Source organism: Asticcacaulis sp. P2_B1 (genome assembly GCF_056404915.1).
The window spans coordinates 19193-44395 of the sequence record NZ_JBFUDD010000005.1; the positions used below are offsets into that span (position 1 = coordinate 19193).

A 25203-nucleotide genomic window follows, 5' to 3' on the forward strand; every position below is an offset into this window, starting at 1 on the left:
CCTGCCATGACTATGTTGCACAATTGTTGAATTTCCAAGTGCAAATTTGTCGCGGTGAAGTGAAACGGAAGCCGCGGACAAGCCCCCTTACTTCTTCGACTTCAACCCGACCACCCGGCCCGGCATGCCGGCGGCATCGAGATAGACCTCATCGCCGACGCTTTGGCTTTCCAGCACGGTGACAAAGCCATTGTCGGCGGGCTGCGACCGTGTGACGTGTGAAGCCGATGTCGTCGCCACCGGACCGCCGTGCAGGGCCTCTGCCAGCACACGGCCGGTCAGCACACCCTTGGATGGCAGGGCGAGACCCAGGATATGGGCCAGGGTCGGCGCGATATCGGCATTGGAAATCGGCGTCGTATCGGCAAAGCCCGCCTTGAAGTCGGGGCCGATGGCCGCCATGAAGTTCCGCGTATTGGCGCGTGTAAAGCCGCCGTGGCTGCCTTGGCCCTGTTTAAGCGTACCATCGGCCACCATGATCGAACACAGCTCCGGGTTCTTCCATTTCGCCACGCACGACGGCAGGGCGAAATCCGTCAGGCTGACATAGATGGCCGGCTGCGGCGTCAGGGCCGAGCCCTGCAAGCCGACGTGGCTCATGGCCAGGGTCCCGGGAATGTCACCCAGGCTATCGGCGACGAAAATGCCGGCGACATAGTCTTCCCGTGTCAGGGCATGGACGATCTTGCGCGCCAGGTCGTGCGCCTTGGCCGGGTCGAGATAGATGAGGTAGACACCGCCACCGCCCTGCACCAGAGCATCCCAGTGCGTCGGATCTGCGCCCAGCAGCGATGTGCCGCCGGGATGCTGGCCCTGGGCGGCGTCGACCGGCTTGCCGCCATCGTCGCTCAGCTCCAGCCCGAGGGCGCGGCTGAGGTCGATCGCCATGAAGGACGGCGGCAACTGCCCGGTCGTGGTGTCGTCATAGCGGAACCTGGCGGCGTAAGAGGTCTTCGACTGGCGGCTGATCGTGGAAAAGCCGTGATCGGCGGTGACGAAGATGTCGGTATTGTCCCACACGCCCTGGGCCTTCAAGGCGGCGATGAGCTGCCCCAACTGATCCGAGGCGTCGCGCACACCGGCCAGGGAGGTCGGCCCGTTGATGCCGGGCGAAAATTTGTTGATCCCGTCGCCGGTATTGTGCTGGGTGCCGTCGGGGTCGCGCGACCAGTAGACGAGGGCGAACGGCTTACCGGCAGCGATAAAACGCGGCAATATGACCTTGGTCGTGACGTCGGTGAACCAGGTTTGCTGCAAGACATTGGACACTTTCAGGCCGGTCTTGAGGTCGGAATACATCGAGCCATTCGATTTATGGTCGTCGGGATTGAGGCTGAGCCCGGCATCGCTGATCGCCTGCAGGACGGCCGGATCGACCGCCACCATGCGGCCGGGCTTGGTCGAGCCGGTCGAGTCGTCGATGAAGATGGTGCTGTTGCCGTCCATAGCCGAGATATCCTGGATCAGGACCGGCCCCTCCTTGCCGATGGCGGCGGTCTGATAGCCATTGTCGCGTGCCAGATGCAGCAGGCTCATCTCGTTGAGATAATTGCCGCCGAGACGCTCATTGGCGTCCTTCAGGGCGGCATTGTTCTCCAATCCGGGTGTCGGCCGGCCATTGGCAGAGGGCAGGGGCTCGCCACCGAAATAGACGGCGTTCGACCACTCGCCAGTATCGCCGATGCCGTGACCGGTGGCAATGGCCGAGCCATTGACCGTGGTGACGGTCGGGAAGAGCGAATGGGAGTTCTGGAAATCTACGCCGTTTTGCTGCAAGTCGTATAACGCCGGCGCTGTGTCTTTGCTGACGATGCCGTAACGCAGGCCGTCGGCGACAAAGATAATGACATTGCGTGGCTTGGGGCGCGGCTTCAGCGTTTCGGCCTGGGCGGCGCCGGCCAACCACAGGCCGGCGATCACAACGGACAACAGCTTCTTCATGGCGCACCTTATGTCGTGAACGGAGGATTTAGGTGCCATGCCGGCTGGCCCATGTCCATGTCCCTGGGCGCAAAAAAAGACGCTTGAGGCCGGGGGGAGCCTCAAGCGTCACACGGCGCCAACATAGGGGAATGGCGCCGATATTTAATGTCTACGCGGCCGACCTATCCGTGGATCACCGGCGCTAAAAATAATATTTACGCGGCGTAGGGCAGTTCCAGCGCCTCGGCCACGGCCTTGTAGGTGATCTTGCCGCCGGCGACGTTCAGCCCAGCGCGCAGGTGCGAATCGGCAGCCAAGGCAGCCGACACACCCATCTGGGCCATCTTGACGACGAAGGGCAGGGTGGCGTTGTTGAGCGCGAGCGTCGAGGTCCGCGCCACGGCGCCCGGCATGTTGGCGACGCAGTAATGGACGATGCCGTCGACCAGGTAGATCGGATCCTGGTGCGTCGTGGCGTGCGAGGTTTCGAAACAACCGCCTTGATCGATCGCGATGTCGACCAGCACGGCGCCGGGCTTCATCGTCTTCAACTGCGCCTTCGACACCAGCTTCGGAGCAGCCGCGCCCGGGATCAGTACGGCGCCAATGACCAGATCGGCTTCCTTGATCGCTTCGGCCAACGCGGCTTTCGACGAATAGGCGGTCTTGACGCGGCCGTGGAACAGTTGGTCGATCTCGATCAGCTTGTGCGGGTTGATATCGAACAGGGTGACATCGGCCGACAGACCGACCGCCATCTGCGCCGCATTGACGCCCGAGACGCCGCCGCCGATGATGACGACCTTGGCAGGCGCCACGCCCGGCACGCCGCCCAACAGGACGCCGCGGCCGCCGAAGGCCTTGTGCAGATAGGTGGCGCCGACATGGACCGAGATGCGGCCGGCAACTTCCGACATGGGACGCAGCAGCGGCAGGCCGCCTTGCGGTTCGGTGACGGTTTCATAGGCGATACAGGTGGCGCCCGACTTCATCAGGGCCTCGGCCTGGGGCTTGTCGGCGGCGAGGTGGAGATAGGTGAATAGGGTTTGCGTCGGCTTCAGACGGGCGCATTCCGGCAATTGCGGTTCCTTGACCTTGACGATCATGTCGGCGACGTCGAAAGCCTCTTCGGCCGTCGCGACGATTTTCGCGCCGGCGGCGATATAGTCGTCGTCGGAAAAGCCGATGGCGGCGCCGGCCTGGGTCTCGACAAAGACCTCATGACCGAGGTGGGTCAGTTCGGCGACGGAGTGGGGCACCAGTCCGACGCGATACTCGTGGTTCTTGATTTCCTTGGGTACGCTGATCTTCATGGTCATCTCCGCTGGCTGCACACTTTTGATCTCCCCGAAAGCCGGAGAGGGGAAACCGCGCCCGAACGACGGACGAGGTGGTGGGTTTTTACTTTGATTTCGGCCACCGGACGCGTGGCGCAATGCCAAGCATTATGATCTCGTTTCACATGTAATTTCTCGAAAAATTGTCAGTTGATCTGGCAAGTAGAAGGATATATTCTCAAAACCATGGCAAACAGCGATAAATTTTCCGATCTTGATTCTTTCGACCGCGAATTGATCAAGGTCCTGCGGGTCAATGCCCGCGCCACTTCGGCCGATCTGGGCGAGGCTGTCGGGCTGTCGCCATCGGCCGCCCACCGCCGCGTCAAGATCCTCGAACAGAAGGGCGTGATTACCGGCTACCGCGCCGTTATCGCCGAAAACGTCCAGGGCAAACAGGGCACGGTCTTCGTCCATGTCACCCTGACCGACCAGCGCCGCGAAACCTTCGAGAAGTTCGAAAAGGCCGCCATCGCCTGCGCCGCCATCGAGGAATGCCACCTGATGTCGGGCGAGGCGGACTATCTCCTCAAGATCGTCCTGCGTGAAAGCCTCTCCTATGAAGACGTCCACCGCGATGTCTTGAGCACCATGCCCGGCGTGTCGAAACTGGCCTCGTCCTTCTCCATTCGCACCGTCAAGATGGGCTGACTCCGTTACGGCAAACAGCCGGCCGCCTTGTCCAGCAGGGCGTCATGATCCATGGCGGCAAAGATAGCCGCCGCCGCCGCATCATATTTGGCATCCGGATATTGATCATCCAGCTCTGTCGAGGCCGCGTCGGCCCACGCCGTGAGATCGCGCAGATGCTCGACTTCAGTGTCCTGCGCCGGGGTGCGATCCTTGCGCATGATCAGGTCGATCATGGCCTTGTTGTCGTTGTCGGAGTTGTGATAAAGCGCCGACCCCAGCGACGCGGCATTGGCGGCGCACCAGGCCGGTGTCGTCGCATCCGCGGCCGTGACCTGCGCCTGAGCGCTGCCCGCTGACCCGGCCAGGGCCGTGATCGCGAACAAGATTATAACCGGAATTGCCATCGTTGTCATTTTAAGGCTTTCGAATACAAGGCATCATTCCAACCGCGGTTAATAGGCCGCTTCTTCCATGAACAGGCTGTTTTCCAGAAGGCTGTGACACATCTGCGGCGTCCCGTCGGTCGTACAAACCATGACCAGCTTGCCTTTGCGGGTCAGCACGACAGCAAAGACGGCATGGACGCCCTTGGCCTCCAGTGCAGCTGCGTTGACGTCCCAGACCGCAGCGGTCACGGCGCGTTTACCCACGCCGCTGCCGGCCATCTTGACCAGGCTGCGCTGGACGATCGGGACGCCGATATCGGCTTCAGCGGCTGAGCCTGGGACGATCATGTCGGCGGTGGCCGCGTCGAGCTGTTCGGCGCTGAAGCCGGCATAGTCTTCCATGGGAAAGCGTTTAAGGCGCAGGCTTTTCGACGTCATGACACCATCAAGGGTGAATTCGAGGCCATTGTCTTCGCCATCCTTGACCTCTCCGGACCGTGACAACAGGTGGTACCAGCCATTTTCGTCGAGATAGTCGTAGCCATACGCCGCCGCATTATCCTGGATCGGCCTCATCTTGCCGCGGGCGGCTGCCGGACTGTTGTCCAGCGCGAAAGCCGCCTTAGGTTCGGTTGCCGAAGCCGCGGTGACCAAGACCATTCCGCTAATTACGATTGTTAAAAAGCGTATCATTGTTGTGCCAGGGTAACGCAGTCATTGGCCTCATTGCCGAGTGTCGGGCTATCCTCTTCGGCCGATTTTTTGGCGACCGCGTCCGGGTCGACGGCTTGGCCGACGTCGAACATCGGAATGAAATCGTCATGAAGGTGCTGGATGACGTCCCGCTTTTGCTGGATATCCTCCACGCTGAACTGCCCCTTCTGTTCGTCGCTGACCATATAGTTGAGGTTATCGATCGTATGGGCTTCCAGGGCCTTGCCGACCAGCAGGCACTGGTCGCGCTGTTGATCGGTCATGGCGGCGTGGGCACCGCTTGCGGTCATCACGGCCATAACGGCGAAGGCAGACATCAGGAAGGTTTTCATGCGGCGGCTCCGGGATCGCGGCGATCCATGAAGCCGGTCTTATCATGCCGCCTTTCGCAGCCTTAGTTACAAAGCGTGTAATACCACTTTCCTAAAACCCCGGTCGGAGCCTTCACCCTAAAACATAAAAAAACCTCCGGGAGCATCCCGCTCCCGGAGGGTCTTCGTTTCGTGCACCGCTCGAACCTGGTGCACTTACAATGCTTCTGTCAGATCACCCCCTCGCTCACTGCAAGGTTGCCTCACTGTCCTGTCGCATGAGTGTCCTGAAATGTTCGATTTCTTCCTTAAGCTTAAGCTTCTTTCTCTTCAGCTCCTTAAGGTATAGAGAGTCCACCGAGGGGCTCCGTTCTTCGCGGGCAATGATGGTTTTGAGGGATTGATGACGTTGGTCGAGTTCGCGAACTCTCGCTTCAATAGTCATATGGGAGTATCCTTCGTCTCTAAGCCGGACCCCGTGCCCGGCCCCCTAGGGAACACCCCTAAAAGGCGATTGTATAGTCACGTTACATTACAAACGTTCACGGAAACGAGAGAATTAAGGTTAAGGTAGTTCGGCGTCAAATTGCACATGGAAAAAGATAAAAACAAAACCAATCAACGTCTTATTGTGGCCATAAGCGGGGCGTCCGGAGCAATTTACGGCATCAGGATGTTGCAGGCGCTCAAGCACGCAAAAGTCGAGTCCCATCTGATCGTATCGAAAGCGGCGGCCTTGTCGCTCGGCGCCGAGACCGATATGACCTTGAACGACGTCCAGGCCCTGGCCGATATCGTTTATAAACCTGCCGATATCGGCGCCACTATTGCCTCGGGATCCTTTAAAACCATGGGTATGGCGATTGCCCCGTGTTCGATCAAGTCACTCAGTGAGATCGCCACCGGCGTCACCACCTCCTTGATCAGCCGCGCCGCCGATGTCTGCCTCAAGGAGCGCCGGCGCCTCGTGTTGATGGTACGCGAAAGCCCGCTGCACCTCGGTCACTTGCGCACTATGGCGGCGGTCACCGAAATGGGCGCGATCGTCGCTCCGCCGATGCCTGCCTTCTATACCCGGCCGGCGACCATCGACGACATCGTCAACCAAAGCGTCGCCCGCGTCCTCGACATGTTCGATATCGAGGCGGACATGAAGCGGTGGAGCGGCCTGAAAGATGGCTGAGTCCCTGTGGGACTGGTCGTTACGCGTCTATCGCGGCGACGTGCCCGGTATCCTCATCGACCTGCAGGACAGTCATGGCCAGAACGTGCCGCTGCTATTGTGGGCGGTGTGGTGCACCGGTGAAGGTATCCATCCTGACGTGCTTCAGGCTATTGCCGTCGCCCGGGCGTGGGACGATGTCATAACGCCCCTGCGCACGGCCCGCCGGCAATTAAAGACAATGGGTCACGAAACCTTGCGCACAGCCGTAAAGGCGGCCGAACTCCAGGCGGAAAAGGCCCTGATGGAGGTCCTTGAGAGGACGGTAAGAGCTAGCCCCGTTCCGGCCTTCTTGACCGCCGCTGACGCCGTGATGGCCGTGGCGAACGCCTGGGCGCCCGGCTGTCCGCCTGAAAAGCTGGCAAGGTTAACTGAAGCCCTTTCGGAGGGCTGATTTTTGCGCTATAATGCCCGCCACACGGTGGTTTTGATGACCGCCTTTTGTCCTTAAGCTTCAAACCTTTAGCCAGGAAGGAGTCGCGCTCCATGCACGACGACAGCAACATCCGGACGCTACGCGGAAACGACAATCTGCATTTGGTCAAGACGGATGGCGACAAGGGCAGGGGCGATTCGGACAAGGATATCGAGCGGCGCATCAATCAGCGTCTCGAAGGCGATCACACCTATATCGGCCTGGTGCGCGATGAAGTGGTGATCCAGCCCGACGATCTGGAACCGACCGTGCGCGAACTGCCTCTCGATGGCCGTGTCGTCATCCTGCGCAACGAACTCGCCCTGTTGAAACAGGAACACAAGGACCTCGACGAATCGATCAACGCCCTGCAAATGGCGCGTCTGCCCGATCAGATTCTGCTGGCGCGCCTGAAACGCAAGAAGCTGCACCTGCGCGACCGCATCGCGACGATCGAAGACAAGATCCGCCCGGATATCATCGCTTAAGCTGACAGTAGCCTATTCCGCCGCGACCGCATGTTCCGCCTGTGCGCCGATAAAGGTGCCGCGGATGTTCAAATCCTTGTCCAACCAGACGATATCGGCCCGCTGACCGACGCTCAATGACCCGCGCGCCGCTCCCAAACCCAGGAACCTTGCCGGCGCCGTCGCCGCCATTATCGCCGCATCCGAAATACTGACGCCGATATGTTGCACGCTGTTGCGCACGGCCGTGGCCATATCGAGGTCCGAGCCCGCCAGCGTACCGTCATCGCCGACACAGACGCCGTTTTCGACGTGAATGCGTTGACCATTGAGAATAAAGGTCTTCTGCAAGGATCCGACCGTCGGCATGGCGTCGGTGACCAGCATGAAATGATCGATCGCCTTGGCGCGCAAGGCGATGCGCAGAACGGTCCAATCGACATGGCGGCCATCGGCGATCAGGCCGCTGTAATTGGTGGCATCGTCCAGGGCGGCGCCGACCACGCCGGGCGCGCGATGGGTCATCGGCGACATGGCGTTGAACAGGTGGGTAAAGCCGGTGACGCCGGCGCGCAGGGCGGCGACCGTCGTGGCATAGTCGGCATTGGTGTGGCCGGCCGCGACGATGACGCCGGCCGCGGCCAACTCGCTTATATCTTCCGGCGTACAATTTTCCGGCGCCAGGGTCACCAGGGTCTTGCCGCGCTTCAGGCTCTTCAGCAGCGCCTTCGACTCGTCATCGAGCGTGCGGAACATGTCGGGATTGTGGATGCCCTTGCGCTGCTTGCTGATAAACGGGCCTTCGATATGGATACCCAATACGCCCGGCACGCCGGCGGTAATCGCGGCCTCGGTCGCCCGCATGGCGGCGTCGATGACCTCCAACTCGTCGCTGATCAGGGTCGGCAGGAAACCGGTGGTGCCATAGGCGCGGTGGGCGGCGCCGATGGCGGCGATACCGGCGACCGTGGTTTCGTCATTGAACAAAACACCGCCACCGCCATTGACCTGGGTGTCGATAAAGCCGGGCAGCAGGTAGCCGCCTTGAACGTCGATCTGACGTGCGGAGCCGTCGCCGTCGCCGATATCGGTGATGGTTTCGCCTTTGCAGCTCAGGCTGCCCTGAACCACGCCGCCCGGAGTTACGATCTGCGCGTTTGTGAAAGTCAGGCTACTCATACTGTCTTCGTAACCTTGTTCAGATGGGGAGGGCTGTCGGGATCGAGACCGCGCGCCACGGACAGGCTGTTGGCCAGGCGGTAGAAGCTCTGGATCTGCAGGATGGGCTCCAGCGCCGCCTCCGCCGCCAGGGCAGGCAGGTGCACCGTGCCTGCAACGCCACCCCCGGGATTGGCCAGCAGGACATGAGCACCGCGCGCCGCGAACTCACTCGCGACATCGCGCACGCCGTCACCGGCGCTGTCCGACGTCGCGAAACCGAGGATCGGAAAGCCGTCATTGACGATGGCCATGGGGCCGTGCTTGACCTCGGCCGACGAGAAGGCTTCGGCGTGCAGGGCGCAGGTTTCCTTGAGCTTCAGCGCCGCTTCCTGGGCGACCGCAAAGCCGTAGCCGCGACCGATGACGAACAGGTTGCGCGCCTCCGTCAGGGCCGGCAGGGCGGCGGACCAATCTAGCGCGAAAGCCGCACGCAACTGCTCCGGCAGCAGGTGCAGCCCGTCGGACAGGGCGCGATCGTCCGACCACGCAGCGGCAATGGCGGCCAGACCGGCCAGCGAGGCGATATAGGACTTGGTCGCCGCCACGGACTTTTCCGGGCCGGCTTTCAACGGCAACAGTTCGTCGGCCAGGGCCGCCAGGGGCGACTGCTCGTCATTGACCAGGGCGACGACATAGGCGCCGGCCTTGCGATGGGCTTCGACGGTGGCCAGCAGATCGGGCGAACGGCCGGATTGCGAAATGGCGATGCACAGGGATTCGTCGGCGACGACCTGCGCGGCGTAGATGGACGATACCGACATGGCGGCGGTCGAGGTCGGCACGCCCGTCAGGGTCTCGATGAGATATTTGCCGAAGGTCGCGGCGTGGTCGGACGAACCGCGCGCCACGGTGGTCACGGAGCGCGGCGGCTGGGCCTGCAGACGTGCCGCCAGGCGGGCAATGGCGGTGCGGTTATGGGCGAGGAAGCGATCGACCGCGGCGCCGCCTTCGCCGGCCTCGGCGAACATCAGGGTCTTGTCGGCGGTTAAAACGGGGGTCGCGAGCGTGGGGGAGGGCATAGTCGGTCCTTGAAAGGGAAAACAGTCAGCTGATATCGTTCAGTTCGGCGACGACGTCATAGGCGTCGCCGCGGTAATAGGATTGGGTGAATTCGGCGGCGCGGCCGTCCTGAAGGAAGCCGCGGCGTTCGATGAACAGGCCGGGATCGCCCGGCTTGACGCCCAGCCGTTCGGCCTGTTCCGCGCCGAACGCCACGGCGCGGAGGCGTTGCAGGGCGCGCACGGGCCGATGGCCGGTCTTTTCCAGCGCCTCATAGAGCGACGCCGATACGGCTTCGGTCGAGGGCAGGCAATAGGCCGGAATGGTCGAATATTCCAACGCCATGGTCATGCCGTCGGCATAGCGGATGCGGTGGAAGCGGTAGACCAGGGCGCCGGGCGACAGGCCCAGCGACAACGATTCCTCGGGTGTCACCGCGCCGGCGGCCTTGCTGACCCATTCCGAATGCGGCTTGCGGCCGCGCGAAATCATGTCTTCGGAAAAGGACGACAGCTTGGAGAAGCTCTTCTCGACCCGGCTGGCGACAAAGGTGCCGGCGCCGCGGCGGCGCGTCAGTAGGCCCTCGCTGACCAGGCCGTCGATCGCCTTGCGCACGGTGATGCGCGAGACGTCGAAATCCTCGGCCAGGTCGCGTTCCGGCGGAATGGCGTCCTCCTGGTGCAGTTGACGATTCTGGATGGCGTCGCGCAGCACGCGTTGCAATTGCAGGTACAACGGCGCGGGATCATCCTTGCTGAGACGGCCGATGGTTTCGGCGAAAGACATAGCGGCGGCCTTTGAGATAGGGGTACGGGACTTAAGATGGAGATTCATGGGCGCAACTCCAAGAGGTACGGATTTATAGCGGCCCGCAGAGCGGCGACCAGACGCGCATCCGTATGCTTTTCGCTGACATAGCCGAGCGTGGCGGCGCGATCGTTGCGAACCAGGGTTGCACGGCTGCACGAGGCATGAACCGAGGTCACGCCGGAGGCCAGTATGGCGGGAGCGTTGTCGGCCGTGACGCCGCCGCCGGCCAGGATCTCGATGCGTCCGGCAGCCGCCTTGACCAGGGCGGTCAGGCCGGCAATGCCGCCGGCTGCCGTCGTGCCGCCGCCCGAGGTCAGGATGGTGTCGATGCGCCGGGCGACGCAGATTTCCAATGCCTTCAACGGATCGGGCGCCAGCTCGAAGCCGCGGTGCATGGCGACACGCAGGCCGTGGGCCTTGGCATGGGCCACCAGCCCGGCCAGCGCCGTTTCATCGATAGCGCCATCGGCCGTGTTGACGCCCAGCACGACGCCTTCCAGCCCGCAACGCGCCGCCGTATAGATATCGTCGTGCATGATGGCCAGTTCGTCGGCGTCATAGCAGAAATCGCCGCCGCGCGGCCGGATCATGGCGCGCACCGGGCAGCTCATTTCGGCCGCCAGTTTCATCAATCCGGTGCTCGGCGTCAGGCCGCCGATGCTGAGGCCCTCGCACAATTCTATGCGATCGGCGCCGTTTTCAGCGGCGATGCGCAGGCCGGCCGCCGTATCGACGACGACTTCGAGCAAAACGCTGGCGGGGGTGGCATGCTGTCCGTCCATCATGCCCCCACGGCTTGGGTGGCGACATGGGGGCGCAGGCCGTTAGCGGTGCCGTGCGCCAGCATGATCGCACCTTCCAGGGCATCGTGTTCCGGCTCGGCCAGGACCGAGCGCGCCCACGAGCTCAGCCACGGCATGAAGACCGGCGCCATGCCGCCGACCAGGCAGACCTTGCGCGCACCGATTTCGTGCAGGCGGGCGATATAACGGCCCAAATCGTGAGCCGATTTCTCGACCAGGCTTACGGCGACAATGTCACCCTTGCCGGCATGGCTCATGATCATCGGCGCCAGGGCGCCGAAGTCGCGCGGCTTGGCCGTCGTCACCCAATGGACGATGTCCGCCGGTTGACCGAAACGTGCGATGAGGGCGCGCGTAAATTCGGTTTCGGGCGCGAGTCCGTCATAGCCCATCAGGGCCTCGCGAATCGCCGAACGACCGAGGTCCGCCGCCGATCCGTTGTCGCAAACCTCGAAGCCCCAGCCGCCGATCTGATAGGACTGGCCGCCAACCCAGGCATGGGCCGCACTGCCGGTGCCGGAGATCAGGATGCCGCCGTCGCGGCCGGAAAAGGCGCCGAGACAGGCCGTGTGGGCGTCGGAAGCCGCGTCGCAACGGGCGAATTTCGGGCCGGCGGCGATGGTGGCTTCGGCGTCGTCGGCGCGGGAGATGCCGGCCAGGCCCAGGCCCAGGCTGATCCGGCCATAGGCCGAACGGTCAAGCCCTGCCTGAGCCAGAACGTCATCCAGGGCAGCGATAATATTGCCCCAAACCAGGTCGAGCCCCAGCCGGACATTGCCGGAGCCGCCCTCGGCTTCGCCGAGCAGGGTGCCGCCGGCATCGCGCAAACGGACGCGGCATTTGGTGCCGCCGCCGTCGACGCCGGCGAAGAGTTGTAGGTGAGAGTCTGGGGAGGACATATGGATCATCGTCTTACAGTGTGTACGCCGGTTCTAGATATCGGCAGGGACCGGCGCGGCTGCAACGCCCTTGCGCCCGGCAACCAGGCCGAACAGCAGGATGTAGGCGTAACAGGGCACCATCAGGCACAGGAAGACGAGTTGGAAGTTATAGCTCTCCTTGAAGTGAGCGAAGAGCTGGGGAACGACCGCACCGCCGATAATACCCATGACCAGGAAAGCGGCGCCGAACTCGGTCAGCTTGCCGAGACCCCGGATGCCGAGCGGGAAGATGGCCGGCCACATCATGGCGTTGGCGAAGCCCAGGCACCACACGAAGGCAACCGAGGTGTAGCCCTTGGTAAAGAAGGCGCCGATGCTGAGGAGGATGCCGAGTACGGCCGACAGGGTCAGGTAACGTTCCTGGCTGGCGAAACGCGGAATGGCGATCAGGCCGGCGATATAGCCGACCAGCATGGTGACCATGGTAAAGCTGGTGAAGAACTTGGTCTGATCCAGCGGCAGGTCGAAGCCGCGGCCATAGGTGCCGACGGCGTCGCCGGCCATGACTTCAGCGCCGACATAGAAGAAGATGGCCAGGAAGCCGAACAGCATTTGCGGCAGGGCGGCGGTGAAGCTCTTGCCGGTGCCGGGATTGGCGTCGTCGCTGAGATTGGGCAGGGGTGATTTGTAGACGACGAAGGCAATGACGGCCAGGAAGGCGCCCATGATCATATAGGGCAGATGGATGCGTTCGGCAAAACCGTTGAGCAGTAGTTCCCGCGCCGCCGGCGTTGCCGCCGCGCTGACCTGGTCCTGCATTTCACCGATGCCGTTGAGGATCAAGGTGCCGATAACGACAGGGGCGCAGGCCCCGGCCAGTTTGTTGAAGATGCCCAGGACGGCGATGCGCTGGGCACCCGATTCGATGGGCCCCAGGATCGAAATGTATGGGTTGGACGCCGTCTGCAGCAGGGACAGGCCCGCGCCGATAAAGAACAGCGACATCAGGGTCGGCGGGAACATGCGCATCGAGGCGAATTGACCGAAGGCGGCGGCCCCGATGGCCATGGCCAGCAGACCAAGCGCCATACCAGTCTTCATACCGGTCTTACGGAGGATGAAGGCGGACGGCAAGGCCAGGAAGAAATAGGACAGGTAAAAGACCGACGGCACCAGGAAAGCTTCGAAGTCGCTCAGGGAGAAGGCCAGCTTGGAAAAGGTGATCAAGGGGCCGTTCAGCCAGGTAACAAAACCGAAGATGGCGAACAGCAGGCAGAACATCAGGACGGAGCCCCAGGGTGTCTTGGTGGGCGCAGCGGTCTCGGTGGCGGACATCGATTATTTCCCCATATAGTACCAATTTGTCTAACTGGTATGGCTGAACTGAATCCAAATTGCAATCCATGTTCACAAAAATCTACGGTCTTGCGCAAAAATCATGCAAATCCAGCGTTTCAACGCCATTGTATGACAATTTGCGCGATATTATTGTCACAAATCCTTCGCAAGTGCGTTCGAAATGAGCCCTTTGTAAAATTTGGTTGACATAGAAACAGAACCAAAGATAGCAATGGTACGGCTTCAGGTACTAGGTTGGTACTATTTTCATTTATGTGTTGTCCCAACCGGACTTGTCCAAAGCTTACATCTAAGCGGTCGTAATCAAGATTCGGGGCTTGCCTGGACCGCGGGCAGCATAAAATAGGGAAAAGACTACAATGAAGTTCAAACGCCATATCCTGATGACAAGCGCCGTGGCCACCGTGGCCATGGTTATGTCTCTGGGTGTCAGTGTCTCTGCCGTCCACGCGCAGGATGCTGCCGCCACCGATGACGCAACTACGGTCGTTGTCACCGGCATCCGCAAGTCGCTGCAGTCGGCGCTCAAGCAAAAGCGCAATTCCGACCGCGTCGAAGAAGTCATCACTGCCGAAGATATCGGCAAGTTCCCCGACAAGAACGTCGCCGACTCGCTGTCGCGCGCCACGGGCGTCAATGTCGTCACCGGTTCCGCCGGCGCCGGCGGTTTCGGTGAAAACGAACGTATCTCGATCCGCGGCACCTCGCCGGAACTGAACCTGACGCTGATGGACGGCCATAACATGGCGACCGGCGACTGGTTCGTCCTCGACCAGACCTCGGGCGGCCGCTCGTTCAACTATACCATGCTGCCGTCCGAAGTCGTCGGCACCATCGAAGTCATCAAGTCGTCCTCAGCGGATCTGCCCGAAGGCGGTATCGGCGGTACGGTCGACGTTCATGTGCGCAAGCCGCTCGACCTGCCCAAGAACACCTTCGCCGCCTCGGCCCAGGCCATGTATGCGACGCTTCCGGGCAAGACCGAACCCAATCTTTCCGGTATGTATTCGTGGAAGAGCGACGACCATACGGTCGGCTTCCTCGTCGGCGCCTTCTATGAAAAGCGTTCGTTCCGTCGCGACGGTCAGGAAATCCTCGGCTATAGCGACATCGCTAACTTCGCCAATTCCGGCAAGACGGTCAGCGTACCGTCGCTGATCGGCGCGGCCTTCTTCCAGCAGGAGCGGATCCGTGAAGGCGGTAACTTCATGCTGCAATTCAAGAAGGACGACACGTTTGAACTCGATATTTCCGGCCTCTACACCTACCTGAAGGCGGACAATTCGAACCACAACTTCATGATGTGGGGTTCGCGTCTCGGCGCCCACATGCCGCACGCTGGCTACACAACCGAAGAGTCGCCTACCGATGGCAAGACCTACCTGACTTCAGCCACGTGGGACGCTTCCGTCGCCACCGACGGCGCTCTGGTCCAGGACGACATCTTCCGTCAGGCGCACTCCAACTCCTACGACCTGAACATCGACGCGATGTGGCATCCCAATGAGAAGCTGACGATCAAGAGCCAGTTGGGCTATACCCACGGCGAAGGCGTCACCGACGACTCGGCCGCCTGGGAAACCTACTGGAACAATGTCGGCGCCAGCTTCGATCTCGGCAAGGTCACCGCGGTCTCCTATCCCGGTCTGCCCGCCGATCCGACCGTCGCCGGCTATCTCAACAACAATTACAGCTGGTCGTGGGGTGGCAAGGTATCGTCGCCCGACAAGGAACTGTACGCCAAGGTCGACGTCGACTATCAACTGGGTGAAGGCTTCTTCAAGGACGTCCTCTTCGGCGCCCGCATGACCGATCACCGCCGCGACCTGATCAACACGGCCTATGGCTGGGCCGGCAACGGCGCCAACAGCGGCACCAGCAATATCGACCTCGGTACCGTCTTTACCGGCGACGTTACCCCGTCGGATTACAGCGACGGCCTCCCGGGCAGCCTGCCGGGTTACAGCTACGCCAACGGCGAAGCCGTCTACAAGTATCTCGACACCCACAATGGCGGTCGCCAGTTCGGCTTCTATGGTCAGGGCAGCTTCGGCGTTAAGGAAAAGACCGACGCCTACTACCTGATGACCAAGATCGGCGGCGATCAATGGCGCGGTAATGTCGGCGTTCGCGCCGTCCATACCGAAAGCACGGCGATCCAGTACTCCACCACCATCGCCGATCGTCCGATCGCTTCGCTCTTCGCGCCGCCGACCTTCGACGCCAACGGGGTCCAGACCGACCCGGGCGGATACGGCGCTTATGAAACCAAGCACAGCTATTGGGATATCCTTCCCAGCCTGAACATCGTCTATAAGCCGGCAAACGACTGGGTTATCCGCGCCTCGGCCGCCAAGGTCATGACGCGTCCGGGTTACGCCCAACTGGCGGGTTACTTCTACCTCGTCGACAGCAACTACACCGGCGGCGCCGGCGGTAATCCGAACCTGGAGCCCTTCCGCGCTACCCAATATAATCTGGGCGCCGAATGGTACTATGCACCCCAGGCCCTGTTGTCGTTCGGTATCTTCGACATGAAGATCGAAAACTACATCAAGACCGCCAGCTTCCACGGCTTCTATACCGATCAGCAGAATCCGCAGGGTCACGACTTCCTGCTCAGCGGTCCGGTTAACGGCGGTGGCGGTACCGACAAGGGCTTCGAAGCCAACCTGCAACAGCCGATCGGCGATACCGGTTTCGGATTTATCGCCAACTATACCTATTCGGACGGCAAGGATGACGCCGGAGCGCCGATCGACGGCAATTCGAAGAACACCTTCAACCTGACGGGCTACTTCGAAAACGACAAGCTGTCGACGCGCCTGGCCTATAACTTCCGCTCGAAGTTCAAGTCCGGCGACGATCGCGGTACGCCGATGTGGCAGGACGACTACGGCACGCTCGACGGGTCGTTCAGCTATAACCTGACCGAACATATCGCCCTGACGCTCGATGCGCAGAACCTGCTGCACGAAAAGCTGACCTACTTCGTCGGCACCCCCTCCGTGCCGCGCGCCATCTACGACAACGGTCAGTCCTGGTACGTCGGCGCTCGCGTAAAGTATTAGTCCTGAGTGCCTAATGCGGGGCGGCTGTTTAAGCGTCGGCCGTCCCGCCACCTGTCACCCTTATTTTCCAGGTCGGACAGCGATATCCGGTGGTCAGTCCTTGTTTGTGTGTCTGGACGGCGCGTGCCCGTCACAAGCCCGACGCGTAATGCCGGTCTCCTCCATCGCTGTCGTCGTGACGTGACAGGTTTCCTGAGAGCAGGTTCGGTCTTCTCCCGAGCCTGCTCTTCTTTTTTGCCGGCGGCCGCCTTGGCCCCGCCCTACTTCGTCACGATAAAACCGTCGGCCACACCCACCGGCCACGGCGTCAAGCTGGCGCCGGCGCACGGTCCGCCGACGCAGCGGCCTGACGCGATCCGGAACAGCGCCCCGTGCCACGAACAGCTGATCAGATCGCCCTGCGGCGTCAGATAGTCGTCCAGTTCCTGGGCCAGCGGTAACCCGGCATGCGGGCAGCGATCGACATAGCCATAATAGTCGTCGTCCTTGCGCACCACAAAGCCATGGAAAAAAGCCTCGCCGATCTGCAGCACGAAGTTGCGCGCCCTGTCCGGCGCGATGAGGTCGGCGGGGCCCAGCTTGACGCCCGCCGGCGTTTCATAAATTCTTGGATTCAAGCGGCGTCCACTGTATCGGCATCCGGTTGATGACGCGGATGGGCGCGCGCGAACACCGGCAGGTCGTCACAACGTTCATTGACGGCGCGGATCAGCGGATAGGGATCGAGACTAACATTATAGCGCTGGGCCGAGAACACCTGCGGGATCAGGTAACAATCGGCAAGCGTCGGCGTGCTGCCGAAACAAAAACCGTTGCCGTGCTTGCCGATCAGGGTTTCCAGCGTGGTAAAGCCTTCGGCGATCCAGCCCGTAATCCAGCGCTTGCACTGCTGTTCGTCGGCGTGGAGCTCGTGTTTCAGTTCCCGCAGCACCCGCAGATTGTTGAGCGGATGGATATCGCAGGCGACCACCTCGGCCATGCTGCGCACCACGGCGCGATCGATGGCCGATTTGGGCAGCAATGGCGGTGTCGGGTAGCGCTCTTCGAGATATTCGATGATGGCCAGGCTTTGTGTCAGGACATGCCCGTCGATTTCCAATGCGGGCACCAGGCCTTGCGGATTCAGGGCCTTGTAACGCGGCTCATGGTGTTCGTTGCGCCGCAGGTCGTGGCTGACGGCCTGGTACTCAAGTCCCTTGAGATTAAGAGCGATACGGGTGCGATAGGCGGCACTGGAGCGCCAGTAATCGTGGAGTTTGAGCATAGTCTCATTCCTCGTTCTTTTGGCTAGTTGGCGGGCAATATGCGCCCGCGGCATTCACCGAAGCCGATGGTGACGAAACCATCCTTTTCGGCGCGTGCGGATAGAATAAGCTCATCTCCATCATCAAGAAAGGCGCGAGTTTCATCTGAGCCCACAGTCACGGGGTTTTTACCGCCCACGGACAATTCGAGCAGGCTGCCGGCGCCGTCGGGCGTCGGTCCGGAAATGGTGCCGGTGCCCAACAGGTCGCCCGGTTGCAGGTTGCAGCCGTTGGAGGCGTGGTGGGTCAGCAATTGCGCCGCTGTCCAGTACATATGCCGGGCTGCGCTGTGGCTGAGCTGTTGCGGCGACACATGGGCCGCCCGCATCTTCGCCGTTTGCAGGAAGACTTCCAGCTTGAGGTCGAGCGCGCCCTCCGCCTGATCGGCCTCGTCCCACAGATAGGGCATGGGCCGCGGATCGCCTTCGGGCCGCGGGCCTTGCGCCATACGGAACGGCGCCAGAGCCTCCGGCGTAATGATCCACGCCGATATCGTCGTCAGGAAGTTCTTGGCCAGGAAGGGCCCGAGCGGCTGATATTCCCACGCCTGGAAATCGCGCGCCGACCAGTCGTTGAGCAGGCAGAAGCCGGCAATATGTTGCGCGGCCTTGTCGATCGGGATGGCTTGGCCGAGGTCGTTGCCGGGACCGACCCAGATACCGAGTTCGAGCTCGAAATCGAGCCGCTTGCTGGGACCGAAGCTGGGCAGCTCGGCGTCCGGCGCCTTGGTCTGACCGCTGGGGCGCTTGACCGGCGTGCCCGACGGCCGGATCGACGAGGCGCGGCCGTGATAACCGATCGGCACGTGCTTGTAATTGGGCAGCAAGGGGTTGTCGGGGCGGAACAGGGCGCCGACATTTTGCGCATGATAAATGCCGGCATAGAAGTCGGTATAGTCGCCGATACTGACCGGCACGTGCATCGTGCAGTCGACCGCGGCGTGGATATAGGGCTCGGCGGCCTGACGGTATCTGATTTCAGACAGCAAACGCGACATTTGCTGCCGCAGCGATTTGCGCAGAGCCGGTGTCGCCAGGACCTGGCCCAAGTCGGCCGGGGCGGACTGGATGATGCCGGCGGCCTTCAAGGCTTCCAGTTCGATAATCGAGTCACCGATCGCCATGCCCGGCCGCGGCGCTTCATTGGGCGGGCTGAACGTGCCGAACGGCAGGTTCTGGATCGGGAAATCGCGATGACCCTGGGCGCTGGCGACCCATGAGGTCAGTTTCGGGTCGTGGGTGGCGTCGATCATGGACGGTCCTTCGGCAGTTGCGCCTTGGCGAAGGCATCCCAGACGTGGTCGTAGTCGTTTTGTAGCAACGGGCTGTTCAGGGCGGCCGGCGTCGTCTTCAGTATATGCCGGCTCTCGAACATGAAGGCCATGGTGTCGGCGATCCGGTGCGGCTTCAACTCGGCCTTGACCGCATTTTCATAGCTTGTCTTGTCGGGGCCGTGGGCGTTCATACAGTTGTGCAATGAGGCGCCGCCGGGGGCAAAGCCTTCGGCCTTGGCGTCATAGGCGCCCGTGATCAGGCCCATAAATTCGCTCATGATATTGCGATGGAACCACGGCGGCCGGAACGTATGTTCAGCCACCATCCAGCGTGGCGGGAAGATGACGAAGTCGCAGTTGGCGGTGCCGGCGTGGTCCGAAGGCGATGTTAGAACGGTAAAGATCGACGGATCGGGATGATCGAAACTGACTGTATTCAAGGTGTTGAAGCGCGTCAGGTCGTAGCGACAGGGCGCCAGATTGCCATGCCAGGCGACGACATCGAACGGCGAATGGTCGAGCTCTGTCGCCCATAGACGGCCGGCAAACTTCTGTACTAACGTCGTCTCCGCATCGCTGTCTTCGAATGCGGCCTCTGGCGCCTCGAAGTCGCGCGGGTTGGCCAAACCATTGCTGCCGATCGGCCCGAGATCGGGCAATCGAAACGGCGCACCATAGTTTTCGCAGACATAGCCGCGGCTGGGTTCATTGATCTCGACGCGAAAACGGACACCGCGCGGGATGACGGCGATGGACAGGGGTGCGACCTCAAGCACACCCATCTCGGTGACGATGCGCAATGCGCCTTGCTGGGGCACGATCAGCATCTCACCGTCGGCATTGAAAAAGGCCCGCCGCATCGAAACATTGGCGGCATAGAGATGGACGGCGATCCCCGTTTGCGCCTCGGCGTCGCCATTGCCGCAATAGGTGATCAGGCCGTCGAGAAAGTCGGTTTCAGCCTCGGGCAGGGCGGCCGGCGACCAGCGCAGGCGGTTGGGCGTCGCCGGCCCGCTGAATGGCGCGGAGGCGAAAGTCGCATGAGCGAGCGGCACGAAAGGCGCGTGATTGGCGGCGGGTCGCAAACGATACAGCCACGTCCGGCGATTGTCATCGCGTGGCGCCGTAAAGGCCGACCCCGACACCTGTTCGGCATAGAGGCCGAACGGGACGTTTTGCGGTGAATTCTGTCCGACGGGCAAGGCGCCCGGCACGGCTTCGCTGGCGAAGGAATTGCCGAAGCCGGTCATATAGTTGGACATGGGTGGGCTCGCTCTGCGGCTCGGACGGGTATCTTACTTAAAGCTTGCTTTAAAACTACGCGACCTTGATCACGCCGCGGCGTATCTGATCCAGTTCGATCGATTCGAACAAGGCCTGGAAGTTGCCGTTGCCGAAACCTTGATTGCCCTTGCGCTGGATGATCTCGAAAAAGATCGGCCCAAACGTGTTCTCGGTGAAAATCTGCAGCAAGATGCCTTCGTTTTCAACATCGCCGTCGATCAGGATGCGATTGGCCTTCAGCCGTTCCAGGTCCTCGCCGTGGCCCGGCACGCGTTTATCGACCAGGTCGTAATAGGTCAGGATGGTGTCCTGCAGCTTGACGCCGCGCGCGCGCAGCTTCTCGACCGTGCCATAGATGTCCTCGGTCGTCAGGGCGATATGCTGGATGCCTTCGCCGTTATATTGGCGCAGGAACTCCTCGATCTGGCTGGTATCGTCCTGGCTTTCATTGAGCGGAATGCGGATGGCGCCGTCGGGCGCGATCATGGCCTGACTGAACAGACCGGTCGCCTGGCCCTTGATATCGAAATATTTCTGCTCTTCGAAGCCGAAGATCCGGCGATAGAATTCCGACCAGGTACGCATCTGGCCGCGCGCCACATTATGCGTCAGGTGATCGAGAATTTCGAAACCGACGCTGTTGGCGGCCTCCGCTTCGGCGGCGCCGGCAATGACATCCCAATCGGCATAGATGTCGCGATCGACAAGATAGAGCAGCGAACCGCCGATGCCTTGCAGGACATAATCGCCGACGATCCCGCCGCCGGCCGCCAGGGCGCCGCTGTTCAGCGCCAGCTCATAGGCCTTGGCCGCGTCGGCGACCCGGAAAGCCATGCCGTTGGCCGACGGACCGTGGTCGGCGGCAAAGACGGCTGCCTGCGGCGTGCCGGCCGTATTGATCAGGAAGTTGATATGGCCCTGTCTGTAGCGGACGATATCCAGGGACGGGTGACGCGACGCGGCGACAAAGCCCATCAATTCCAATTGCTGGGCCATGGCCGCTGTATCCGGGCCGGTGAACTCGACGAACTCAAAACCGTTGAGACCTAAGGGATTGTCGTGTGACATGGCCGGTTCCTTATCGCTGCCGTTATAGTATCTATTGAAACTATTACGATTGGTAGCGATTAGCAACGGGATTTTGCAATTTCGTCTGCTTCGGGCCACACTATCTTGTGAAGCGCACCTGAGCCGTGCAGACGAGACGGACAGCTCATTCAGGAGCTAAAGAACGACGACTACCCCCTGTCGCTCGGAAGGGAATGTGACTGGGCCCAAAATGATAGCGCTCACACAGCCTCTTATATCAGACAATTGCGGTTAACTTTTTCATCGCCGTTTCGAGCGCTCAAATTCACCAATTTCTTCAAAAAAAGTAATCCTATGGATTGGAAAAACGTTTAATGTATTGATATTGTAATGTAAATTAAATATATTTCAGTTTTCATTAATTTCGCTAATGAAATTCCCCTCTATCTTTATTAACTTTCCATAGAATTCTTGCTTGATTTTTTGGCCGTATTGTCCGAGGAATAACGAATAATAATTATAGGGGAGACTTAATGCGTAGAGTGCTTTTCGGCCTCTGTGCCGTTCTTGCCATTAGTGCTGCAAACTCCACAGCGGCACAGACCGTTCGCACGGAGCAAATCACGGTCCACAGCCCGGCGCTGGAGGGCAATCTCGAAGGTAACACGCCCGACCGTAAGGTCACGGTGTATTTGCCGCCGGACTACGATTCTGATGCGCAGAAACGTTATCCCGTCGTGTACGCGCTGCACGGCTATTCGATCAATAACGAGATATGGTCGACGGAGATCAAAACACCGCAGACGATCGACGCTGCCTATTCGGCCGGTGTCAAGGGCATGATCATCGTGCTGCCCAATTCCCAGACTGTTCATAATGGTTCCATGTATTCCAGTTCCGCGACAACCGGCGACTGGGACACCTTTATCTCGAAGGATCTGGTTGCCTATATCGACAGCCACTACCGAACCTTGGCGCGACGCGAAAGCCGGGGACTGGCTGGCCATTCGATGGGCGGCTATGGCACGGTTCGCATCGGCATGAAGCATCCGGAAGTCTTCAGCGCTCTCTATGCCATGAGTCCATGTTGTCTGTCCGCGCGCGGGGCGCCTACGGCCGAAGAGGGACTGAAGCTGGAAGCCCTGAAGACCGTGGAAGAAGCGCAATCCCTGGGCTTTTTTGTTCGCGCGACCCTGGCGGTCGCGTCGGCCTGGTCGCCCAATCCCGACAAACCGCCGTTCTACCTCGACTTACCGACCAAAGGCGGCGTGGCGCAGCCCGATGTTCTGGCGCGATGGGCGGCCAATGCCCCGCTGTCGATGGTGCACCAATATATTCCGAATATGCGCCAATATTCGGCGATCGCCTTCGATGTCGGCAATCGTGACGGACTGAGGACCGACACCGAAGCGCTCAGCGCAACGCTGAAAGCCTATCACATCGATAACAGCTTCGAACTCTACGACGGCGATCACGTAAGCGGTGTCGCCGACCGGTTTCAGAACCACGTCCTGCCGTACTTCGCCGAACACCTGTCGTTCGAGCCCGAGGCACCGTGATGAAACCTGTAATCCCGGTGTTGAACCGCCTGTTGGGTGTGATTTTGATGGCCGCGGCGATGTGGTCGGCGCCGGTATTGGCGCTTGAGCCCGACCCGCTTGCTCCGCACCTGGAGTTTGCGTTCGAAGAAGTCGTTCTTCTCGGCGAGGGCGTCAACCCCGGTGCGACGCCGATGGGCGAGCGCTATATTATTCCCATTACCGGCGGGAGGTTCGATGGGCCGGGTGATGGGGCAGGGTTCAAGGGTGTCGTCAGATCCGGCGGATGGGACTGGCAATTGAAACGGGCGGATGGCTGCGTTTGGGCGCTCGCCGACTACATGCTGCAAACCGACGATGGCGCAGTGATCAATGTGCGCAATCAGGGCCCGATGTGCCCGTCGATGGGAACAACGACGTCGGCGCCCATTCTGCTGACGCCTGTCTTTGAGGCGCCGCTCGGACGGTATCAGTGGCTCAATCAATCGGCATTTGTGGCGCGGCTGGATATCATCACGGATGACAACAAGCCTGCTGTTCGTATCCGGTTTTATCGTGTGAAATAGGCGTGCGCGGCAATCTGCCCGCGCCGCCATCCGGCTGAAAAAGCCGATAATCAAGACGTCTCGCGTCGCCGGGGCTGGAGAAATTGGGAGCTATCATGAAGTCCATTATTTTAGGTGCTGTCCTGTCATTGGCGGCTGTATCCGTTTCGGTTCAGGCACAAGACCGTGTCTCGGTGACCATGGACGCCGGCAAGCCGAGCGCAACGATCGACCGTCACATATTCGGCCAGTTCGCCGAACACCTGGGTAGCGGAATTTACGGCGGCATCTGGGTCGGTAAGGACTCTTCCATTCCCAATACGCGCGGAATACGCAATGACGTGGTTGCGGCCCTGAAGGCCATCAAGGTGCCTGTGGTTCGCTGGCCCGGCGGCTGCTTTGCCGATGAATATCACTGGCGGCGCGGTATTGGGCCGAATCGCGAGGCCATGATGAACGCCAATTGGGGCGGGGTGGTCGAACCCAACACCTTCGGAACGGACGAGTTCATGGACTTCGCCGGTCAGTTGGGTGCCGATCCCTACATATCGGTCAATGTCGGTTCCGGAACGGTAGGCGAGAGCGCCGAATGGCTGGAATATATGACCGCCAGTCCGGCAGATGCCCGCGGCGCCGAACGTGCCAAGAATGGTCATGCGGCGCCCTACAAGGTGCCTTTCGTCGGTCTCGGCAATGAAAGCTGGGACTGCGGTGGCGGCATGAGTCCCGACTTCTATGTCAGCTTAATGAAGATGCACGCTCGCTTCGTGCGTAATTACAATCCCGCCCAGCCCATGCAGCGTATCGCCGTCGGTCCCAATGGCGGTGACACGGCCTACACCGAAGCGGTGATGAAGGCCTATCAGGGCCACAGCTGGGCATGGAGCATCGAAGGTTTGTCCCTGCATTCCTATACGACCGGCGGAGGCTTTCCGGTCTCTCAGAAGGCGGTCGGTTTCGGCGAAAAGGAATATGCCGTCATTTTGAAAGACACCCTGGGTATGGAAGATCTCATAACCCGGCATTCGGCGATCATGGACAAGTACGACCCGGAAAAGAAGGTTGCCCTTGTCGTCGATGAATGGGGCGCATGGTACGCCGCTACACCCGGCACCGATCCCGGTTTCCTGATGCAGCAGAATTCGCAGCGCGACGCCGTCCTCGCCGCCCTCAATATCAACATCTTCGCGCGCCACGCCGACCGGGTCCGCATGGCCAACATCGCCCAGATGATCAATGTCCTCCAGGCCATGATCCTGACGGACAAGGAGAAGATGGTCCTGACGCCAACCTATCATGTCTTCAAGATGTACCTGCCGTTCCAGGACGCCACCTTTATTCCGGTGGCCTTTGACGCCGGCGCCTACACCTTTGGCGACATAAGCCTGCCGCGGGTCGACGCTGTCGCCGCAAAGGGCACGGACGGAAAATACTATCTGTCGCTCACCAATGTCGATCCCAACAGAACCGTGGACGTCGACACCGCTTCTTTGGGCTTCAAGATCAAGGCGGTATCGGGCGACACCCTCGCTGCGCCCAGGTTCGACTCGGTCAACACGTTCGACGCCCCCAACACGGTTACGCCCAAGCCGATCTCCGTAAAACTGAGCGACGGCAAGGCCGTGGTTCACCTGGCGCCGGCCTCCGTCACGGTACTGACGATTACGCCCTAAACCGC

Annotated in this window: 25 protein-coding genes; 8 read left to right on the forward strand and 17 right to left on the reverse strand. The window is 60.9% G+C overall.

Annotated features, from left to right (window positions below):
- Positions 1-87 precede the first annotated feature (87 nt).
- The gene (locus AC1DX3_RS13500) at positions 88-1941 is read right to left on the reverse strand and encodes an alkaline phosphatase family protein (protein ID WP_476989828.1); all 1854 of its coding nucleotides are present in this window, start codon (positions 1939-1941) and stop codon (positions 88-90) included.
- A 197-nt stretch (positions 1942-2138) separates the two neighbouring features.
- A complete protein-coding gene (gene ald, locus AC1DX3_RS13505) occupies positions 2139-3236 on the reverse strand; it encodes an alanine dehydrogenase (RefSeq protein ID WP_476989829.1) in 1098 nt (365 codons plus the stop codon).
- 210 nt (positions 3237-3446) lie between these two features.
- Here ald and AC1DX3_RS13510 point away from each other — a divergent pair, with 210 nt between their 5' ends.
- Positions 3447-3911: an Lrp/AsnC family transcriptional regulator gene (locus AC1DX3_RS13510; protein WP_476989830.1), complete on the forward strand. Its 465-nt coding sequence runs from the start codon at positions 3447-3449 to the stop codon at positions 3909-3911.
- Between the two features lie 5 nt (positions 3912-3916).
- Here AC1DX3_RS13510 and AC1DX3_RS13515 read toward each other — a convergent pair whose 3' ends face one another.
- The 4 genes from AC1DX3_RS13515 to AC1DX3_RS13530 form a co-directional block, all read right to left on the reverse strand.
- Positions 3917-4306 (reverse strand): hypothetical protein, encoded by a 390-nt coding sequence (locus tag AC1DX3_RS13515; protein ID WP_476989831.1) that lies wholly within the window; start codon positions 4304-4306, stop codon positions 3917-3919.
- Positions 4307-4345: 39 nt separating this feature from the next.
- Entirely contained in the window at positions 4346-4939 is a 594-nt protein-coding gene (locus AC1DX3_RS13520; protein WP_476989832.1) for a hypothetical protein, read from the reverse strand.
- A 29-nt stretch (positions 4940-4968) separates the two neighbouring features.
- A complete protein-coding gene (locus AC1DX3_RS13525) occupies positions 4969-5325 on the reverse strand; it encodes a hypothetical protein (RefSeq protein WP_476989833.1) in 357 nt (118 codons plus the stop codon).
- Between the two features lie 226 nt (positions 5326-5551).
- On the reverse strand, positions 5552-5749 hold the full coding sequence (locus AC1DX3_RS13530) for a DUF465 domain-containing protein (protein WP_476989834.1): 198 nt from the start codon (positions 5747-5749) through the stop codon (positions 5552-5554).
- 147 nt (positions 5750-5896) lie between these two features.
- Between AC1DX3_RS13530 and AC1DX3_RS13535 the strand changes: the two genes are divergently transcribed.
- From AC1DX3_RS13535 to AC1DX3_RS13545, 3 genes are all read left to right on the forward strand, one after another.
- Positions 5897-6487, forward strand: a complete 591-nt coding sequence (locus AC1DX3_RS13535; RefSeq protein WP_476989835.1) for a UbiX family flavin prenyltransferase — start codon at positions 5897-5899, stop codon at positions 6485-6487.
- Positions 6480-6920, forward strand: coding sequence for a TIGR02444 family protein (locus AC1DX3_RS13540; protein WP_476989836.1), 441 nt, complete (start codon positions 6480-6482; stop codon positions 6918-6920). The genes AC1DX3_RS13535 and AC1DX3_RS13540 overlap by 8 nt, the downstream gene beginning before the upstream one ends.
- 92 nt (positions 6921-7012) lie before the next feature.
- Positions 7013-7429, forward strand: a complete 417-nt coding sequence (locus tag AC1DX3_RS13545; RefSeq protein ID WP_476989837.1) for a YdcH family protein — start codon at positions 7013-7015, stop codon at positions 7427-7429.
- Positions 7430-7441: 12 nt separating this feature from the next.
- On the opposite strand, the gene nagA is transcribed toward AC1DX3_RS13545, so the two are convergent.
- From nagA to AC1DX3_RS13575, 6 genes are read right to left on the reverse strand one after another with little or no spacing between them, the layout of a single operon-like run.
- Positions 7442-8587 (reverse strand): N-acetylglucosamine-6-phosphate deacetylase, encoded by a 1146-nt coding sequence (gene nagA, locus AC1DX3_RS13550; RefSeq protein WP_476989838.1) that lies wholly within the window; start codon positions 8585-8587, stop codon positions 7442-7444.
- On the reverse strand, positions 8584-9648 hold the full coding sequence (locus AC1DX3_RS13555) for an SIS domain-containing protein (protein WP_476989839.1): 1065 nt from the start codon (positions 9646-9648) through the stop codon (positions 8584-8586). Before AC1DX3_RS13555 ends, nagA begins: the two co-directional genes overlap by 4 nt.
- 25 nt (positions 9649-9673) lie before the next feature.
- Positions 9674-10414, reverse strand: coding sequence for a GntR family transcriptional regulator (locus tag AC1DX3_RS13560; RefSeq protein ID WP_476989840.1), 741 nt, complete (start codon positions 10412-10414; stop codon positions 9674-9676).
- Between the two features lie 44 nt (positions 10415-10458).
- Entirely contained in the window at positions 10459-11220 is a 762-nt protein-coding gene (locus AC1DX3_RS13565; protein ID WP_476989841.1) for a copper homeostasis protein CutC, read from the reverse strand.
- On the reverse strand, positions 11220-12140 hold the full coding sequence (locus AC1DX3_RS13570; protein ID WP_476989842.1) for a glucosamine kinase nucleotide-binding domain-containing protein: 921 nt from the start codon (positions 12138-12140) through the stop codon (positions 11220-11222). Before AC1DX3_RS13570 ends, AC1DX3_RS13565 begins: the two co-directional genes overlap by 1 nt.
- 33 nt (positions 12141-12173) lie before the next feature.
- Positions 12174-13457, reverse strand: a complete 1284-nt coding sequence (locus AC1DX3_RS13575; RefSeq protein ID WP_476989843.1) for a sugar MFS transporter — start codon at positions 13455-13457, stop codon at positions 12174-12176.
- A gap of 383 nt (positions 13458-13840) precedes the next feature.
- Between AC1DX3_RS13575 and AC1DX3_RS13580 the strand changes: the two genes are divergently transcribed.
- Entirely contained in the window at positions 13841-16552 is a 2712-nt protein-coding gene (locus tag AC1DX3_RS13580) for a TonB-dependent receptor (protein ID WP_476989844.1), read from the forward strand.
- Between the two features lie 260 nt (positions 16553-16812).
- Here AC1DX3_RS13580 and AC1DX3_RS13585 read toward each other — a convergent pair whose 3' ends face one another.
- The 5 genes from AC1DX3_RS13585 to hppD are packed head-to-tail and all read right to left on the reverse strand — an operon-like array spanning position 16813 to position 21481.
- Positions 16813-17169, reverse strand: coding sequence for a Rieske (2Fe-2S) protein (locus AC1DX3_RS13585; RefSeq protein ID WP_476989845.1), 357 nt, complete (start codon positions 17167-17169; stop codon positions 16813-16815).
- On the reverse strand, positions 17166-17816 hold the full coding sequence (gene maiA, locus AC1DX3_RS13590; RefSeq protein ID WP_476989846.1) for a maleylacetoacetate isomerase: 651 nt from the start codon (positions 17814-17816) through the stop codon (positions 17166-17168). Before maiA ends, AC1DX3_RS13585 begins: the two co-directional genes overlap by 4 nt.
- Positions 17817-17839: 23 nt before the next feature.
- Positions 17840-19108 (reverse strand): fumarylacetoacetase, encoded by a 1269-nt coding sequence (gene fahA / locus AC1DX3_RS13595; RefSeq protein ID WP_476989847.1) that lies wholly within the window; start codon positions 19106-19108, stop codon positions 17840-17842.
- Complete coding sequence (gene hmgA / locus AC1DX3_RS13600) at positions 19105-20391, reverse strand: homogentisate 1,2-dioxygenase (RefSeq protein ID WP_476989848.1); 1287 nt, start codon at positions 20389-20391, stop codon at positions 19105-19107. Before hmgA ends, fahA begins: the two co-directional genes overlap by 4 nt.
- 55 nt (positions 20392-20446) lie before the next feature.
- A complete protein-coding gene (gene hppD / locus AC1DX3_RS13605) occupies positions 20447-21481 on the reverse strand; it encodes a 4-hydroxyphenylpyruvate dioxygenase (protein ID WP_476989849.1) in 1035 nt (344 codons plus the stop codon).
- Positions 21482-21975: 494 nt separating this feature from the next.
- Here hppD and AC1DX3_RS13610 point away from each other — a divergent pair, with 494 nt between their 5' ends.
- The 3 genes from AC1DX3_RS13610 (at position 21976) to AC1DX3_RS13620 (ending at position 25198) form a co-directional block, all read left to right on the forward strand.
- Complete coding sequence (locus AC1DX3_RS13610; protein ID WP_476989850.1) at positions 21976-23001, forward strand: alpha/beta hydrolase; 1026 nt, start codon at positions 21976-21978, stop codon at positions 22999-23001.
- The gene (locus AC1DX3_RS13615) at positions 23001-23546 is read left to right on the forward strand and encodes a DUF3237 domain-containing protein (RefSeq protein ID WP_476989851.1); all 546 of its coding nucleotides are present in this window, start codon (positions 23001-23003) and stop codon (positions 23544-23546) included. Before AC1DX3_RS13610 ends, AC1DX3_RS13615 begins: the two co-directional genes overlap by 1 nt.
- 95 nt (positions 23547-23641) lie before the next feature.
- Positions 23642-25198 carry an alpha-N-arabinofuranosidase gene (locus AC1DX3_RS13620; protein WP_476989852.1) on the forward strand — a complete coding sequence of 519 codons (1557 nt, stop codon included), beginning with the start codon at positions 23642-23644 and terminating at the stop codon, positions 25196-25198.
- Positions 25199-25203: the final 5 nt, after the last annotated feature.

Bases quoted from the DNA above. Each gene is read 5' to 3' on its own strand.
- AC1DX3_RS13500 (WP_476989828.1), bottom strand. From the start codon at position 1,941: ATGAAGAAGCTGTTGTCCGTTGTGATCGCCGGCCTGTGGTTGGCCGGC.
- ald (WP_476989829.1), bottom strand. From the start codon at position 3,236: ATGAAGATCAGCGTACCCAAGGAAATCAAGAACCACGAGTATCGCGTC.
- AC1DX3_RS13510 (WP_476989830.1), top strand. From the start codon at position 3,447: ATGGCAAACAGCGATAAATTTTCCGATCTTGATTCTTTCGACCGCGAA.
- AC1DX3_RS13515 (WP_476989831.1), bottom strand. From the start codon at position 4,306: ATGACAACGATGGCAATTCCGGTTATAATCTTGTTCGCGATCACGGCC.
- AC1DX3_RS13520 (WP_476989832.1), bottom strand. From the start codon at position 4,939: ATGGTCTTGGTCACCGCGGCTTCGGCAACCGAACCTAAGGCGGCTTTC.
- AC1DX3_RS13525 (WP_476989833.1), bottom strand. From the start codon at position 5,325: ATGAAAACCTTCCTGATGTCTGCCTTCGCCGTTATGGCCGTGATGACC.
- AC1DX3_RS13530 (WP_476989834.1), bottom strand. From the start codon at position 5,749: ATGACTATTGAAGCGAGAGTTCGCGAACTCGACCAACGTCATCAATCC.
- AC1DX3_RS13535 (WP_476989835.1), top strand. From the start codon at position 5,897: ATGGAAAAAGATAAAAACAAAACCAATCAACGTCTTATTGTGGCCATA.
- AC1DX3_RS13540 (WP_476989836.1), top strand. From the start codon at position 6,480: ATGGCTGAGTCCCTGTGGGACTGGTCGTTACGCGTCTATCGCGGCGAC.
- AC1DX3_RS13545 (WP_476989837.1), top strand. From the start codon at position 7,013: ATGCACGACGACAGCAACATCCGGACGCTACGCGGAAACGACAATCTG.
- nagA (WP_476989838.1), bottom strand. From the start codon at position 8,587: ATGAGTAGCCTGACTTTCACAAACGCGCAGATCGTAACTCCGGGCGGC.
- AC1DX3_RS13555 (WP_476989839.1), bottom strand. From the start codon at position 9,648: ATGCCCTCCCCCACGCTCGCGACCCCCGTTTTAACCGCCGACAAGACC.
- AC1DX3_RS13560 (WP_476989840.1), bottom strand. From the start codon at position 10,414: ATGTCTTTCGCCGAAACCATCGGCCGTCTCAGCAAGGATGATCCCGCG.
- AC1DX3_RS13565 (WP_476989841.1), bottom strand. From the start codon at position 11,220: ATGGACGGACAGCATGCCACCCCCGCCAGCGTTTTGCTCGAAGTCGTC.
- AC1DX3_RS13570 (WP_476989842.1), bottom strand. From the start codon at position 12,140: ATGTCCTCCCCAGACTCTCACCTACAACTCTTCGCCGGCGTCGACGGC.
- AC1DX3_RS13575 (WP_476989843.1), bottom strand. From the start codon at position 13,457: ATGTCCGCCACCGAGACCGCTGCGCCCACCAAGACACCCTGGGGCTCC.
- AC1DX3_RS13580 (WP_476989844.1), top strand. From the start codon at position 13,841: ATGAAGTTCAAACGCCATATCCTGATGACAAGCGCCGTGGCCACCGTG.
- maiA (WP_476989846.1), bottom strand. From the start codon at position 17,816: ATGCTCAAACTCCACGATTACTGGCGCTCCAGTGCCGCCTATCGCACC.
- fahA (WP_476989847.1), bottom strand. From the start codon at position 19,108: ATGATCGACGCCACCCACGACCCGAAACTGACCTCATGGGTCGCCAGC.
- hmgA (WP_476989848.1), bottom strand. From the start codon at position 20,391: ATGTCCAACTATATGACCGGCTTCGGCAATTCCTTCGCCAGCGAAGCC.
- hppD (WP_476989849.1), bottom strand. From the start codon at position 21,481: ATGTCACACGACAATCCCTTAGGTCTCAACGGTTTTGAGTTCGTCGAG.
- AC1DX3_RS13610 (WP_476989850.1), top strand. From the start codon at position 21,976: ATGCGTAGAGTGCTTTTCGGCCTCTGTGCCGTTCTTGCCATTAGTGCT.
- AC1DX3_RS13615 (WP_476989851.1), top strand. From the start codon at position 23,001: ATGAAACCTGTAATCCCGGTGTTGAACCGCCTGTTGGGTGTGATTTTG.
- AC1DX3_RS13620 (WP_476989852.1), top strand. From the start codon at position 23,642: ATGAAGTCCATTATTTTAGGTGCTGTCCTGTCATTGGCGGCTGTATCC.